Raw genomic sequence first — 13,228 nt, 5'->3', positions numbered from 1 at the left:
CGCCCAACTCGCCGGACTCTCAGCGCAGTTCCGCGGCCACCAGTTCGGCGATCTGCACCGCGTTGAGTGCCGCACCCTTGCGCAGGTTGTCGCTGGAGCAGAACAGCGCCAGTCCGTGGTCCACCGTCTCGTCGGCACGGATCCGGCCGACGAACGTGGGGTCCTGGCCTGCGGCCTCCAGCGGGGTGGGGATGTCGGACAGGGCCACGCCCGGCGCGCCGCCCAGCAGTTCGCAGGCGCGGTGCGGGGTGATCTCGCGGGCGAACCGGGCGTTGATCTGCAGCGAGTGGCCGGTGAAGACCGGGACGCGGACGCAGGTTCCGGAGACCTTCAGGTCCGGGATCTGAAGGATCTTGCGGCTCTCGTTGCGCAGCTTGCGCTCCTCGTCCGTCTCACCAGAGCCGTCGTCCAGCAGGGATCCGGCGAACGGCAGCACGTTGAACGCGATGGGCCGGGCGTAGACCCCGGGCTCGGGGAACTTCACCGCGCCGCCGTCGAAGGTGAGTTCACGGGCCCGCTCCCCCGCCGCCGCTGCCTGGTCGGCGAGTTCGGCGACACCGCTCAGACCGCTACCGGACACCGCCTGGTAGGTGGCCACCACCATGGAGACCAGTCCGGCCTCCTCGTGCAGCGGGCGCAGTACCGGCATCGCGGCCATGGTCGTGCAGTTGGGGTTGGCGATGATGCCCCTGGGGCGGTCGGCCACGGCATGCGGGTTGACCTCGGAGACCACCAGCGGAACCTGGGGGTCGAGCCGCCAGGCCGAGGAGTTGTCGACCACCACGGCCCCGGCCTCCGCCACGCGGGGCGCGAGCGCCAGCGAGGCGGTCTTCCCGGCGGAGAACAGCACGATATCCAGCCCGCGGTAGTCAGCGGTGTCGGCGTCCTCCACGACCACCTCGCCGCCCTCCCACGGCAGCGTGCGGCCCGCCGAGCGCGCCGAGGCGAACAGCCGCAGCTCACTCACGGGCAGCCCCAGGCCCTCGGCAGCGCGTTGCGCCAGGACCTGGCGCATGACGCCGCCGACCTGACCGGTCGCGCCGACGATTCCGACCTTCATCCGATTCACCTTTCACCGGTGGGCGTACTCGATGGTTCCCGCGCGCCTGAGGTTAAACAGGTCAGGCCAAGTCCACTGCGGTCCGACAGCGCCCGGAAGGAGCGCGGGGCTGTGTCCATGTGCGGCTCCGCCGCGTGGGCGCGACCAGCCACTATGGTGCCGCAGACGATCGACGGCATATCGCCGCACTCCCAGCGGAGCGCCTGAGCGCGCTGCTGTTTTCCATGACGGGAGCCTGACCCACCTGACACTTGAGGTCCAGTTAATTGATCTACGGGGAACGACAAAGCAACACTTAACCGTTGCCCTGGCCAGGCACATTGGCCGCGCACCGGTCAGCTCGGTGGACGCGGTGGCGTGGGCCGCCGGGAAATCCCCTCGACGCGGGGGTGGTCGGCCTGCCAGCCTGCCCGGCATGGAAGCCGTGTACGACATCTCCACCGACCCGGCCCGGCTGGACATCGCCCGGGTGCACCGCTGGCTGAGCACCGACGCGTACTGGGCGATAGGCCGCAGTCGCGAGGCGCAGGAACGTGCCATCGCCGGGTCCCTGAACTTCGGTGCCTACCAGGTGGATTCCGGCGTTCAGATGGCGTACGCCCGGGTGGTCACCGACCACGCCACCTTCGCCTGGCTCTGCGATGTCTACGTCGACCGCCCGGCCCGCGGCCACGGCCTGGGCACCGCCTTGGTGGAGGCGGTACGCGACCATCTGATGCCCTACGGCCTGCGGCGCATCATGCTGGCGACCGAGGACGCCCACGGCGTCTACCAGAAGGCCGGGTTCCGTCCGCTGGACGACCCGCAGCGCTGGATGGTCCTCACCAAGGACTGACTCCCCGGCCGCCCGGGTCAGAAGATGTCCGGGCACCAGGGTCGGCGCGGGGTGCGCAGCAGCGCGTCGGCACGGGCGGCGGCGCCCGGGCGGTGCTCCGCCACCCGGCCGAGGGCGGCCAGCCGTACCGCCGACTCGTCGCCCAGGTACAGGGCGCCCAACTCCCCTGCGCCCAAGGTGAGATCGGGCTCGGCGGTGGTGGCGCTGACCTCGGCGCCCTCGGGGGAGGCGGTCAGCCGCCAGCGGCCGTCGGCGTAGCCGTCCGCGTCCCGCACCCGCAGGACCAGTTCGCCGGTGCCCAGGTAACCGCGGGCCTGAAGCGCGGCCGGTACGTCGAGCACCCGCAGCCACATGAAGTCCGAGTGTGAGGCGACCCTCGCGGCTCGCGGGTCGCCCAGGAGCAGCGGCAGCAGGTCGTCGGGGGCGCGGAGTCCGGATTGGAGCCTGGCCACCCAGTCGACGGACATCGCGTACCGCCACAGCACGCCCTCCGCCTCCGGGCTGGTCGCGATCAGCTTCCGTACGGTCAGCGTGCACTGGGGCAGCTTGGCGTCCCACATGTCGGCGATGGAGTAGGTGAGCAGCCCGTCCACCTGACCGGCGGCGTTCCGGTACACCGCATGGAACGGCTCGGTCCAGTCGTGCCAGGGCAGCGGCGCCTCGCCGGTGTACTGCTTCCAGAAGCCGTCGGTTCTGTTGATCGCGCCGGGCGTCAACCGCCTTACCCTCTCGTGGAGTTCGGGGCCGACCTTGCGGACCTCGGCGCCGTCGACGAGGTCGATGCGGGCGCCGTCGGGCAGTTCGAGGCGGCCGAGGCGGGCCCGGGAGATCTCCACCGCCCACTCGGTGACCCAGGTGGCCGGACCGTAGCCGAAGCGGCCGTATATCGGGTACTCGGCGGCGATCAGGATGGAGACCGCGTCGCCGCGTTCCTTGGCCGCCACAAGGCCGTTCGCCATCATCCGGCTGAGCAGTCCGCGCCGCCGGTGGGTCGCGGTCACCGAGACGTTGGTGACCGCGTCCGCCGGTACCGTGCCGCCGCCGGGCACGGTCAGCTCGCGCGGCATCGTACGGAAGGTCGCCACGCACCGCCCGTCGTCGAACGCCCCCTGGGTGCGGGCCGGTTCGACCTCCAGGATGGCCGGGATCTCGGTGGCGTCCTGTTCCGTGGCCAGCGGCGGGCGCAGAAAGCCCTTGCGCAGCGCCAGCACCCAGTCGGCGTAGTCGGACTCCTCGATGTACCGGACCTCGATCGCACCGCTCATCCCCGCAGGCTAAACCGCCCCGGCGGCCAGACGCACGCGATTAACAGGAGCCGCGATCGGCCCCGCCAGGGAGCCCGCCTCAGGCCCAGGAGCCCCGCCTCAGGTCCAGGAGCCCCGTCTCAGAACGCCGCGCGGATCTCGCCGACCTTCTCCGGGCCGCCCATCAGCGGAGCGTCCCCGATGCGGTCCACCACCGGCGCGTCAACGCCCAACATCCGCAGGGCGCGGGCGAGTACCGGACCGAGGGCGCGCCCCGCGCCATCGTCGATCTTGAAGGCGAGCGCCCGGCCGTCGGCCAGCGCCACCGCCTGCACCGCCTCCGCGCCCATCTTGGACAGCGTCCCCGGAAGCTCGCGCATCAGCCAGGTGTCGGGCCGCCGGGTGCCCGCCACGTACTGCGGGTGGGCGCGCATCGCGTCGGCGACCTGGCGCCGGGGGGTGCCGGGCTCGGCCAGCACGTAGGAGCGGAAGGCGCGGGCCAGGCCGGTCAGGCTCAGCGCCATCAGCGGCGCGCCGCAGCCGTCGATGCCGATGTGCTCGACGCTCTCGCCGCTCGCGTCCCGGACCACCTCCAGGACCATCTGCTGCAGCGGGTGGGACAGGTCCAGATAGCTCTCCAGCGGCCAGCCGTTGCGGACGCAGACGGCGAGCATCGCGGCGTGCTTGCCCGAGCAGTTCATCAGCAGGGGGTCCCGGGTGCCGCCGCCCCGCAGCCAGTGCTCCGCCTCGGTCGGGTCGAGCGGCAGGTCGGGCGGGGTCTGTAGGGCGCCCTCGTCCAGGTCGGCGCTGGCCAGGATCTTCCGTACGCCGTCGAGGTGGAACGTTTCTCCGGAGTGGCTGGCGGCGGCCAGCGCCAGCAGCTCGCCGTCCAGGTCGAGCCCGGCCCGCAGCATCGCCTCCGCCTGCATCGGCTTGTTCGCCGAGCGCGGGAAGACCGGCGCGGTCACCTCGCCCAGCGCGACGTCCACCGCGCCCTCGGCGTCCAGCAGCACCAGCGAGCCGCGATGATGTCCCTCGACGAAGCCGGAGCGTATGACCTCGGCGAGAACGGGCAGCTCAGTGGGGGTACGGGACGTCATCGTCGGCCTTCCGGGGTGGGACGGCCCGCTCCCGCCAGCGGGCCGGTCGGGAATCTCCCGAACGCGGTCTAACCGCCAGCGAGCAGGTCGTCTACTCGTGCTTCGCCCTCACGGTACCTGCGGGCGATCTCGGCACTGCAACCGTCCACCGTCGCCTGTAGCTGCCTGCGCCGACGGGACACCTGCTGCTCGCGCCCGACCAGCGTGGCCATCGCGGCGTTCAGCTCCTGGTCGGTGCGGGCGGCCAGGTCGGACAGCTCGACATCGGCGAGCATCTCCTCGGCCAGCCGCCGGTACTCCTCGCTGTGCGGGGTGCCCAACGTCACGTGCCGGGCGGAGCGCCCCCGGGACGGCCCGTCGGCCAGGATCTCCGGCAGCCGGTCGAGCAGCGGACGCACCAGGAGGGTGCGGCCCGGCTTGGGGTCCTTCGGGTCCCTGGCCTCGCCGGGCGCGGTCCGCCGCCCCAGCTCGGCCCGCAGGATGTCGATCCGGCCCTGGAGCAGCCGCCGCAGGTACGACAGGTCGGCCTCCTCCTGCTGGGCGTCGCGGCGCAGCGTCCGCAGCTCGGGGAGGCGGTAGCTGGCCAGTGGGGGCATGGCGGCCTCCGAGGGGTTCTCCTCCGGCGAGCGGGGGGCGTCCTGGCGCGGAGCGCGGGAGCTGACGGTGTCGGCCTGCAGCATGCGGGCTTCCTCGTTACGGGTGGGACCGGCGGTACGGGCAGTACTGGCGCGGGTGGGGCGGTCGGTGTCGGGTGTGACGGCTGTGGGTGCGATGCCGGAAGTCTGTCCGGTATCGCTGGTTGATATGCGCATACGCCCCCTCCGTCGGGTACGTCCCCTCCATTGGGCGGTGCGCCCTGGCATCGCCCCGGATCAGATCGTGCCACCGCACACTGACAACTCGCAGCGCCGGTGCACCCGAACGGCCCCGACGACCTTGGCAGACCCGCCTCCTGGCAGGCATACGCCCCCGGGCGTTGAGATGACGAATTCACCCCTGAGAGTGGCACCCCATGTCGCGCGCCACAATGGGGCCATGCGTGCCGTAGTCCAGCGAGTGACCGAAGCAGCCGTCTGTGTCGAGGGTGAGACCGTCGGCAAGATCACCGGGCCCGGACTGTGCGTCCTGGTCGGGGTGACCCATGACGACACCCCGCAGAAGGCCGCCCAACTCGCCCGCAAGCTGTGGACGCTGCGCGTGCTGCCCGAGGAGCGGTCGTGTTCCGACCTCGGGGCGCCGCTTCTCGTCGTCAGCCAGTTCACGCTCTACGGGGACGCCCGCAAGGGGCGTCGGCCGACCTGGAACGCGGCGGCGCCGGGGCCTGTGGCGGAGCCACTGGTGGATGAAGTGGTGGCCCAACTGCGCGCGTTGGGGGCGCATGTGGAGACCGGACGGTTCGGCGCTGCCATGCGGGTCTCGTTGACCAACGATGGGCCGTTCACGGTGCTGTTGGAGGTCTAGCCCGCGGTCGGTCTTGGGCTGGGGGTGGGGTGAAGGGTGGGTTTTCCCACCCCTCACCCTTTACGCACCTTACGTAACTACGGCTCGACCACTACTTCCTGAGTGCCCGGGACCGTGTCCGCGAGCAGTACCGCGTCCGCGGGGACGTTGCGTTTGACCAACGCCAGGGCGATCGGGCCGAGTTCATGGTGCCGGGCCGACGAGGTGACGAAGCCCAACTGGCGGCCTTCCAGGCCGTCTTCGGCAAGCCGGACCGGGGCGCCATGGGCGGGGAGTTTGACCTCGCTGCCGTCCAGGTGCAGGAACACCAGACGCCGCGGCGGACGGCCGAGGTTGTGCACCCGGGCCACCGTCTCCTGCCCGCGGTAGCAGCCCTTGTTCAGGTGGACCGCGGTCTCCAGCCAGCCCACCTCGTGCGGAATCGTGCGGTGGTCGGTCTCCATGCCGAGCCGCGGCCGGTGCGCCTCGATCCGCAGCGCCTCCAGCGCCAGCACGCCGATCGCCGGACCCACTTGCTCAAAGAAAGGCGCGGAGCGCTTCCTTGCAAGGGTGGTGGTGGGCGACGGGCGGGCAAAGGACTCCAACTCACCGCGTGGCACGAAGACATCGCGGCCGTACGCCACCTCCCGTACGGCCCAGCCCTCCGGCACCTCGGTGATGGAACCGGCAGGCAGATGCACGACGGCGTAGTCGTCAGTGCGGTCCGCGGTCTCCACCTGGTAGAAGAACTTCATGCTGTCCAGGTAGGCGAGCAACTCGCCCTGGGTGCCCGGCTCGACGTGGATCCAGGTCGTCGTACCGTCGTCCACCAGGTACAGCGCGTGCTCGATGTGGCCGTGCGCGGAGAGGACCAGCGCCTCGACCGCCTGCCCCGGCGGCAGTTCGCTGACGTGCTGGGTGATCAGCAGGTGCAGCCAGCTCAGCCGGTCCGCACCGCTGACGGTGATGACACCGCGGTGCGAGAGGTCAACGAAACCGGTCCCGGCGGCGAGGGCGCGCTGCTCGCGGAACAGGTCTCCGTAGTGGGCGGCGACACCCTCGTCCGGCGCCTGAGCGGGAACCGCGCCGGGCAGCGAGAGCAGGGGACTCTTCGTCATGCGCACCAGCCTACGACCCGCTGGAGACCGCCTCGGGGTCCGCGGCGGCGCGGGAGCAGTTCGCGCAGCGCCCGAAGATCGCGAAGTGCTTCATGTCGGTGTCGAAGCCGAACACCCGGTGCAACTCGCTGATGAGCGGCGCGGCCACCGAGACGTCCGCCTCGATGACCTTGTCGCAGTCCCGGCAGACCAGGTGCATGTGGTGGTGCCGGTCGGCGAGGTGGTACGTCGGCGAGCCGTGCCCGAGGTGGGCGTGGCTGACCAGGCCCAGCTCCTCCAGCAGCTCCAGCGTCCGGTAGACGGTGGAGATGTTGACGCCGCTGGCGGTGCGCCGGACCTCCGACAGGATGTCGTCCGGGGTGGCGTGTTCCAGGTGGTCGACAGCCTCCAGAACAAGCTGGCGCTGCGGCGTCAGGCGGTAACCGCGCTCGCGCAGGTCCTTCTTCCAGTCGGTGCTCACCACGCCACCGATTCTAGGGAAACCCGGGGAGGAAACGCGGGCCGAGGACCACCTGCGGTCCGAGGACTACTTTCGGAGGACTACTTGAAGAACGCGATGCCGTCGTCCGGCAGGTCCTTCAGGTCCTTGGCCCACTCGCGCGGGTCCACGACCTTCTTCAGGTGCGCCGACATGTACGGACGCAGCGGCACCTCAGGGGTCGACTTCTCGCCCACCCACATCAGGTCGCCCTTGACGTACCCGTACAGCCGCTTGCCGCCGGAGTACGCGCTGGCCGAACCCAGTCGGGCCACCGCGTCGGTCACCAGGTCGATCTGCGGCTTCTTGTCGGCCAACTCGCCGTACCAGACCTCGACGACGCCCTCGTCGCGGGACATCACGATCTCGACCTTGCGGTCGGCGCCGACCCGCCAGTAGCCGCTCTCGCTCTCCAGCGGACGGACCTTGTTGCCCTCGGAGTCCAGCACCCAGGTGCGCGAGGTGTACTCCAGGAACGGACGGCCGTCGTGGGAGAACGTGACCTCCTGGCCGAAGTTGCACTTCTCGGCGCCGGGGAAGTCACACACTCCCGCGCCCTGCCAGTTGCCGAGCAGGAAGGCGAGCGGGACGAGCTCCGGGTGGAGGTCGGACGGGATCTCGATCATGGGTGGGGCTCAGGCGATCTGTGAGGTGTCGGTCAGGTACGCGGGGTCAGCGCTGGCCCTGGAACAGCTTCTTCACGGACAGGCCCGCGAAGGCGATGACGGCCACAACGACCAGGGCGAGAAGGGCTTCGAAAAAGGCCTCAAGCACGGTTGGCGCTCCTCGGGCAGGCTGCTGACTCTTAGACGACCGGGTCGAGTCTAGTCGGCGCGGCGGACGGGTGGTGCGGCGGCGTAGGGTGAGCTGCGTGACCAAGCGGTTGGTGATCAAGGTGACGGCGGGCGCCGACGCGCCCGAACGGTGCTCGCAGGCGTTCACGGTGGCGGCGGTGGCCGCGGCCAGCGGCGTCGAGGTCTCGCTCTGGCTGACCGGCGAGTCCTCCTGGTTCGCGCTGCCGGGCCGGGCGGCCGAGTTCGAGCTGCCGCACGCGGCACCGCTGCCGGACCTGATCGACGGCATCATGGCGGGCGGCCGGATCACGCTGTGCACCCAGTGCGCGGCCCGGCGCGACATCACCGAGTCCGACGTGATCGACGGCGTGCGCATCGCCGGGGCCCAGGTCTTCGTGCAGGAGACCATGGCGGACGGCGTCCAGGCCCTCGTCTACTGACGGCGTCCGGCTAATGGCGGCGTCCGGCTACTGGCGGCGCTCGTCTACTGACGGCATCCAGTTGCGGCCGTGGCGGGCCGCTGACGGCGTCCGGCTACTGGCCGGAGTCGCCCCGGTCCAGCCGGTCGAGGCGCTCCTTGGCGGACTTCTCGCCCTCCCGCCAGGCGTCGTCCTTCGGCTCGTCCCGCAGCCAGCTGTCGTCGGGCACGTCCCACCATCCGTCGTCCGGGCCGCGCCGGTTCGCCACGATCGCCGCGAGCGGCGGGATGACCATCGCCACCACGCACATGGCGACGGCCGCCGGGACGGACCACAGCCGCACGACACCCCAGGCCAGGACGAACAGCCCGATGCAGGTCGCCATCATGGCGAAGTACCAGCGCCTACGCCGCGCGTACATACCTCCACCGTACGTCCGGACGGCGTCGGCAGACAGCGCGGAGGGCCGCACCCCGCCAGGCGTCCAACCCCAGGGTGCGGCCCTCCGGCCGTAGTGCCCTCGCTGAGTTCCCTCAGAGGGCGATGGCGACCTCCGCCAGACCGCCCCGCTGGGCGACCACGGTGCGGTCCGCCTGCGCGCCCGGCACCAGCGCGCGCACGGTCCAGGTGCCCTCCGCGGCGTAGAAGCGGAACTGCCCGGTCGCCGAGGTCGGCACCTCGGCGGTGAACTCGCCGGTGCTGTCCAGCAGCCGTACGTATCCGGTGACGGGCTGACCGCCGCGGGTCACCGAGCCCTGAATCGTGGTCTCACCGGCCTTGACGGTCGACGCGTCCGGGCCGCCTGCCTTGGCTCCACACATGTATGAACTTCCTTACCTAGGGGGTCAGTTGGCGCCGAGCTCGATCGGCACGCCCACCAGCGAGCCGTACTCGGTCCAGGAGCCGTCGTAGTTCTTGACGTTCTGCTGGCCCAGCAGCTCGTGCAGTACGAACCAGGTGTGCGCGGAGCGCTCGCCGATCCGGCAGTAGGCGATGGTGTCCTTGCCCAGGTCCACGCCCGCGCCCTCGTACAGCTCCTTCAGCTCCTTGTCGGACTTGAAGGTGCCGTCGTCGTTGGCCGACTTCGACCACGGGATGTTGCGCGCGGTGGGAACGTGTCCGGGGCGCTGCGACTGCTCCTGCGGCAGGTGCGCGGGGGCGAGCAGCTTGCCGCTGAACTCGTCGGGGGAGCGCACGTCGACCAGGTTGAGCTGGCCGATCGCCTTGACCACGTCGTCGCGGAAGGCACGGATCGACTGGTCCTGCGGCTTGGCCTTGTACTCGGTGCGCGGCCGGGTCGGCACCTCCACGACCAGGTCGCGGGAGTCCAGTTCCCACTTCTTGCGGCCGCCGTCCAGCAGACGGACGTCCTGGTGGCCGTAGAGCTTGAAGTACCAGTAGGCGTACGCCGCGAACCAGTTGTTGTTGCCGCCGTAGAGCACGACGGTGTCGTCGTTGGCGATGCCCCGCTCCGACAGGAGCTTCTCGAAGCCCGCCTGGTCCACGAAGTCGCGGCGCACCGGGTCCTGGAGGTCCTGCTTCCAGTCGATCCGGACGGCGTTCTTGATGTGGTTCTTCTCGTACGCCGAGGTGTCCTCGTCAACCTCGACGATGACGACCTTGGGGTCGTCGAGATGGCTCTCGACCCACTCGGCGTCGACGAGGACGTCGCTGCGGCTCATGCTGTTCTCCTCCGGGGCAGTTGCGGCGGGGCGTTTGCTTGGTGTGCCCCCGTACGCGGGCGCTACGGCGCGCGAGGGCGCGGGGTGCGGTACGGGAAGAAGGGCGGCTACGCCGGGCGGGGAGGCCTCGGGGCGGGGCGCCCTTCAGCGGGTGCGACAGAGCATGGCGGCGACGCGGCACAGGTCGACTGCCCGCCGCTTCGTGAGATCCGCCTGTCGCTTCATGGCCCCGATCGTAGGGAAGCGTGGAGCGGGTGTCACCGGCGTGTCGCCATTCGAGACGAGATCGTCCGGATGGCGGAATACTTTCGGCCCCGATGGCCGGTTCCGGCCGACGGTGGAGGCTCGGGAGCCGCCCTGCGACTGAGGTTCGGACGACTCGTCTCAACTATCGGACCACAGGCCCGCTGCGGTTCGGTAGCGCCCTGAAGGGCCGCGGGGCTGTGTTCATGTGCGGCTCCGCCGCGTGGCCGCGACCAGCCACGACTGTGCCGCAGCCGACCGACGGCACCATCGCGGCACTTCCAGCGGAGCGCTTGGTCAGCCCAGCTTGACGTTCGTACCGGACAGCGACACCCGCAGTCCGTCCGGAGTCGCCTCGGCGCTGTCCAGCTTGATCCCCTTGGGCAGTCCGGACAACTGACCGCCGAAGTCCGTCTGCTGGCGCACCAGTTGCTCCGCGCTGACCGGCAGCGAGATGCCCATGATCGACGGCATGCCGTCGGCGTGCAACTGCACCGCGTCGCCGTTCTTGATGACCACGTGGCTCATCACGCTGACCTGCTGGGTGCCCACCAGCGGCAGCTCAACGCTGCCGGTGACCTTCAGCCGCCCCTTGCCGTTCGAGTCCTGGCCGCCGTACGAGACGGTGATGCCGTTCGACGCGGTCTTGGAAAGGTCCGCGTACGAGATGAGCGCGGTGCCGGTGGCGGTGTCGGCGACCGCGCTGTTGACCTGGCCGCTCATCAGGTCGCCGCCGAGGTGTACTCCGTGCCCGTCGGCGGTGAGCTCGGCGACCCGCAGTGAACCGGAGTCGGAGGTGGTCTGCAGTCCGGTGAAGGTCACCGTCACCTCGTCCAGCTTCTTGTCCATGACCTGGGTCAGGAACGGGAAGCCCTTGATCGACACATCGGGCTTGTCCGCGAGCCCCTGCGACCGCTGTATCTTCTCGGCCGCCTTGGACTGGGCGTACGAGAGCGCCACGCGGTCGGCGGCCACGAACAGGCCGCCGAGCACCACGACGAGTATCAGCAATATGCGTATCCCGCGCCCGCGCATCTCTCCTCTTCCCCCACTCCCCGGTGTCTCCAGGCGTGGTTGCTCGGCGCCGCGACCCTACCTGGCGGACCTGTCCGCCTGATCAGGGCTGGCCACCGGGGGCCTGACGTCATAGGTCACTACGTCCGGAGCGTGCGGGCGGTTCCCCGGGGACCGCCCCGGCCCGGCGTGCGGGGGCCGCCTAGGAGCCCAGCGCGCGTCCGAGCGCGTAGACCACCGGAGCCGCGGCGGTCAGCGGCAGCGCGACGCCCGCGGTGAAGTGCACGAAGCGGGACGGGAAGTCATAGCTGGCCACCCGCAGCCCGATCAGCGCGCAGACCCCGGCCGCCACCGCGACCAGTACCGCGGACGTGGTGCCCATCCCGGTCAGCCGGTCGGTGGCCACCCCGCTGCCCGCCGCCGCGAGCAGGGCGACGGCCACCGAGGCCACCGAGGGCAGCGGCAGCGCCCGGGCCACCGTGGCCACCGCGACCGCCACCGCGCCCACCACCACCGGATGGCCGCCCACCTTGCCGTCGACCGCCAGATACCCGGCGGCCAGCACGGTCAGCGCGGTCGACGCGGCGGTCGCGGTGAGGCTGGCCAGCCGCTCCTCGGCACTGCCCCGGTGGCGCATCTGCTGGACCAGGATCAGCAGGACCCACACCCCGAGGGTGCCGAGGATCACCGCCGGAGCCTGGTCGGCGGGCGCCCACAGCAGTCCGGCGTCGGCCGCCACGCCCGCCAGGAATGCCAGCGCGATGCCCTGCCGGGCGGGCCACATGCCGTTCAGCCGGAACCATCCGGCGGCCGTCACGGCCTGCAGCAACACGGCCGGTACGGCCAGCGCCGCGCTGCCCAGCGCCGCGCCCGCGGCGGTGAGCGCGGCCAGCACGGCGGTCAGCAGCGCGGGCTGGATGCCGGGCGGGATGATCGGGGAGCCGGTGCGCACGGGCGCCGAAGCCGGTTCCGGCGCGGGCGCGTACTGGGGTTCAGGCTGGGGGTGGGGCTGGGCCTGGGGCTGGTACGCGTCGTAGCCGTACGGCTGAGGCTGCGGCTGCGGGTGGTCCGCCGCCGTCCGCTCCGGGGCGTAGTAGTCGTACGCCGGGTCGTACTGGCCGTTCCACTGTGGTGTCGTCATCGTGTCGCTCATCCTCCCGCGAACGGCGGGAGGACCTCGACAGTGCCGCCGTCGGCAAGTCGGATCGTGGCGTGGTCACGGGTGCCGACCGGTGTTCCGTCGACGAGGAACGAGGACCTGGCCAGGACCCGGGCGAACTCGGGCTGGTCCTTGTGCAGTTCGCCCGCGGCGCGCAGCGCCTCGGCGAGGGTGGCCGCCTCGTACGGCTCCTCCGGGGTGCCGGCGGCGGCCTTGGCGGCGGCCCAGTAGCGGATCGTGCCGGTCGCGGGCGCGGCTTGCGCGCCCGCGTGGTTCGGGGCGACGCCCATGGCGGCTCCTCGGCGGGGACGTGGGGTTCGGCTGTTTCGCGGTTCAGGGTAATTGGCCCGTCATCCGGTTTCGCCCGCGCTCGCGGTTGCGGCTTCCGCCACCCGGCCACCCGCTTGCCGCCGCGCCTTTGCGCGCCGCCGCGCACGGTGGGGGTGTCCCGGTTCGCGGCTGCGCTGCGGGTACGTGGGTTGGGGCACGCTCACCCGATCACCGACGGGCCTTTGAGCACCGCTGCGCACGGTGGGGGCGGGTCTGGGTGGGTGAGAAGCCCCGCAGCGCACCGCACACAGAACCCGCACGACGGTGCGCCCCGGAAAAGCAAAGGCCGAACGGCGATTGGGTGGGCGGGTG

The 13,228-nt window shown here is 71.1% G+C and carries 16 protein-coding genes; 3 read left to right on the top strand and 13 right to left on the bottom strand.

The features are described 5' to 3' along the window. Positions 1–19: 19 nt before the first annotated feature. Entirely contained in the window at positions 20–1,060 is a 1,041-nt protein-coding gene (locus NON19_RS27890) for an aspartate-semialdehyde dehydrogenase (protein ID WP_255931885.1), read from the bottom strand. A gap of 415 nt (positions 1,061–1,475) precedes the next feature. Here NON19_RS27890 and NON19_RS27885 point away from each other — a divergent pair, with 415 nt between their 5' ends. Next, the gene (locus NON19_RS27885; protein WP_255931884.1) at positions 1,476–1,895 is read left to right on the top strand and encodes a GNAT family N-acetyltransferase; all 420 of its coding nucleotides are present in this window, start codon (positions 1,476–1,478) and stop codon (positions 1,893–1,895) included. Between the two features lie 17 nt (positions 1,896–1,912). Here the strand turns inward: NON19_RS27885 and NON19_RS27880 are convergent, their stop codons facing one another. From NON19_RS27880 to NON19_RS27870, 3 genes are all read right to left on the bottom strand, one after another. Then, positions 1,913–3,160, bottom strand: a complete 1,248-nt coding sequence (locus tag NON19_RS27880) for a GNAT family N-acetyltransferase (RefSeq protein WP_255931883.1) — start codon at positions 3,158–3,160, stop codon at positions 1,913–1,915. Positions 3,161–3,279: 119 nt separating this feature from the next. Next, positions 3,280–4,239, bottom strand: a complete 960-nt coding sequence (locus tag NON19_RS27875) for an asparaginase (RefSeq protein ID WP_255931882.1) — start codon at positions 4,237–4,239, stop codon at positions 3,280–3,282. Positions 4,240–4,307: 68 nt separating this feature from the next. Continuing rightward, positions 4,308–5,045, bottom strand: coding sequence for an RsiG family protein (locus NON19_RS27870; protein WP_308213751.1), 738 nt, complete (start codon positions 5,043–5,045; stop codon positions 4,308–4,310). A 229-nt stretch (positions 5,046–5,274) separates the two neighbouring features. Between NON19_RS27870 and dtd the strand changes: the two genes are divergently transcribed. Then, positions 5,275–5,700 carry a D-aminoacyl-tRNA deacylase gene (gene dtd / locus NON19_RS27865; protein ID WP_255931881.1) on the top strand — a complete coding sequence of 142 codons (426 nt, stop codon included), beginning with the start codon at positions 5,275–5,277 and terminating at the stop codon, positions 5,698–5,700. A 77-nt stretch (positions 5,701–5,777) separates the two neighbouring features. Here the strand turns inward: dtd and ygfZ are convergent, their stop codons facing one another. From ygfZ to NON19_RS27850, 3 genes are all read right to left on the bottom strand, one after another. Further along, positions 5,778–6,797 carry a CAF17-like 4Fe-4S cluster assembly/insertion protein YgfZ gene (ygfZ, locus tag NON19_RS27860; RefSeq protein ID WP_255931880.1) on the bottom strand — a complete coding sequence of 340 codons (1,020 nt, stop codon included), beginning with the start codon at positions 6,795–6,797 and terminating at the stop codon, positions 5,778–5,780. Positions 6,798–6,807: 10 nt separating this feature from the next. Next, complete coding sequence (locus NON19_RS27855) at positions 6,808–7,260, bottom strand: Fur family transcriptional regulator (RefSeq protein WP_255931879.1); 453 nt, start codon at positions 7,258–7,260, stop codon at positions 6,808–6,810. A gap of 77 nt (positions 7,261–7,337) precedes the next feature. Then, positions 7,338–7,901, bottom strand: a complete 564-nt coding sequence (locus NON19_RS27850) for a heme-binding beta-barrel domain-containing protein (RefSeq protein ID WP_255931878.1) — start codon at positions 7,899–7,901, stop codon at positions 7,338–7,340. A gap of 245 nt (positions 7,902–8,146) precedes the next feature. Here NON19_RS27850 and NON19_RS27845 point away from each other — a divergent pair, with 245 nt between their 5' ends. After that, positions 8,147–8,509 (top strand): DsrE family protein, encoded by a 363-nt coding sequence (locus NON19_RS27845; protein ID WP_255931877.1) that lies wholly within the window; start codon positions 8,147–8,149, stop codon positions 8,507–8,509. A 94-nt stretch (positions 8,510–8,603) separates the two neighbouring features. Here the strand turns inward: NON19_RS27845 and NON19_RS27840 are convergent, their stop codons facing one another. From NON19_RS27840 to NON19_RS27815, 6 genes are all read right to left on the bottom strand, one after another. Then, positions 8,604–8,909: a DUF3099 domain-containing protein gene (locus tag NON19_RS27840; RefSeq protein WP_255931876.1), complete on the bottom strand. Its 306-nt coding sequence runs from the start codon at positions 8,907–8,909 to the stop codon at positions 8,604–8,606. Positions 8,910–9,021: 112 nt separating this feature from the next. Beyond that, a complete protein-coding gene (locus NON19_RS27835) occupies positions 9,022–9,309 on the bottom strand; it encodes a DUF1416 domain-containing protein (protein ID WP_255931875.1) in 288 nt (95 codons plus the stop codon). A gap of 24 nt (positions 9,310–9,333) precedes the next feature. After that, positions 9,334–10,170 (bottom strand): sulfurtransferase, encoded by an 837-nt coding sequence (locus NON19_RS27830; protein WP_255931874.1) that lies wholly within the window; start codon positions 10,168–10,170, stop codon positions 9,334–9,336. A 540-nt stretch (positions 10,171–10,710) separates the two neighbouring features. Next, positions 10,711–11,424 carry an LmeA family phospholipid-binding protein gene (locus NON19_RS27825; protein ID WP_308213749.1) on the bottom strand — a complete coding sequence of 238 codons (714 nt, stop codon included), beginning with the start codon at positions 11,422–11,424 and terminating at the stop codon, positions 10,711–10,713. Positions 11,425–11,629: 205 nt separating this feature from the next. Then, positions 11,630–12,568, bottom strand: a complete 939-nt coding sequence (locus tag NON19_RS27820) for a hypothetical protein (RefSeq protein WP_255931872.1) — start codon at positions 12,566–12,568, stop codon at positions 11,630–11,632. Positions 12,569–12,576: 8 nt separating this feature from the next. Continuing rightward, positions 12,577–12,876 (bottom strand): MoaD/ThiS family protein, encoded by a 300-nt coding sequence (locus tag NON19_RS27815; protein ID WP_255931871.1) that lies wholly within the window; start codon positions 12,874–12,876, stop codon positions 12,577–12,579. Positions 12,877–13,228 lie beyond the last annotated feature (352 nt).

It is taken from the genome of Streptantibioticus rubrisoli, assembly GCF_024436055.1.
Lineage (GTDB): Bacteria > Actinomycetota > Actinomycetes > Streptomycetales > Streptomycetaceae > Streptantibioticus_A > Streptantibioticus_A rubrisoli.
This window is presented reverse-complemented; position numbering and strand designations above follow the sequence as displayed.

What these genes read in the sequence shown, in the direction of transcription:
- dtd (WP_255931881.1), top strand. Translation starts at nt 5,275, where the DNA reads ATGCGTGCCGTAGTCCAGCGAGTGACCGAAGCAGCCGTCTGTGTCGAG.
- NON19_RS27880 (WP_255931883.1), bottom strand. Translation starts at nt 3,160, where the DNA reads ATGAGCGGTGCGATCGAGGTCCGGTACATCGAGGAGTCCGACTACGCC.
- NON19_RS27875 (WP_255931882.1), bottom strand. Translation starts at nt 4,239, where the DNA reads ATGACGTCCCGTACCCCCACTGAGCTGCCCGTTCTCGCCGAGGTCATA.
- NON19_RS27890 (WP_255931885.1), bottom strand. Translation starts at nt 1,060, where the DNA reads ATGAAGGTCGGAATCGTCGGCGCGACCGGTCAGGTCGGCGGCGTCATG.
- NON19_RS27830 (WP_255931874.1), bottom strand. Translation starts at nt 10,170, where the DNA reads ATGAGCCGCAGCGACGTCCTCGTCGACGCCGAGTGGGTCGAGAGCCAT.
- NON19_RS27815 (WP_255931871.1), bottom strand. Translation starts at nt 12,876, where the DNA reads ATGGGCGTCGCCCCGAACCACGCGGGCGCGCAAGCCGCGCCCGCGACC.
- NON19_RS27840 (WP_255931876.1), bottom strand. Translation starts at nt 8,909, where the DNA reads ATGTACGCGCGGCGTAGGCGCTGGTACTTCGCCATGATGGCGACCTGC.
- NON19_RS27850 (WP_255931878.1), bottom strand. Translation starts at nt 7,901, where the DNA reads ATGATCGAGATCCCGTCCGACCTCCACCCGGAGCTCGTCCCGCTCGCC.
- ygfZ (WP_255931880.1), bottom strand. Translation starts at nt 6,797, where the DNA reads ATGACGAAGAGTCCCCTGCTCTCGCTGCCCGGCGCGGTTCCCGCTCAG.
- NON19_RS27820 (WP_255931872.1), bottom strand. Translation starts at nt 12,568, where the DNA reads ATGACGACACCACAGTGGAACGGCCAGTACGACCCGGCGTACGACTAC.
- NON19_RS27835 (WP_255931875.1), bottom strand. Translation starts at nt 9,309, where the DNA reads ATGTGTGGAGCCAAGGCAGGCGGCCCGGACGCGTCGACCGTCAAGGCC.
- NON19_RS27885 (WP_255931884.1), top strand. Translation starts at nt 1,476, where the DNA reads ATGGAAGCCGTGTACGACATCTCCACCGACCCGGCCCGGCTGGACATC.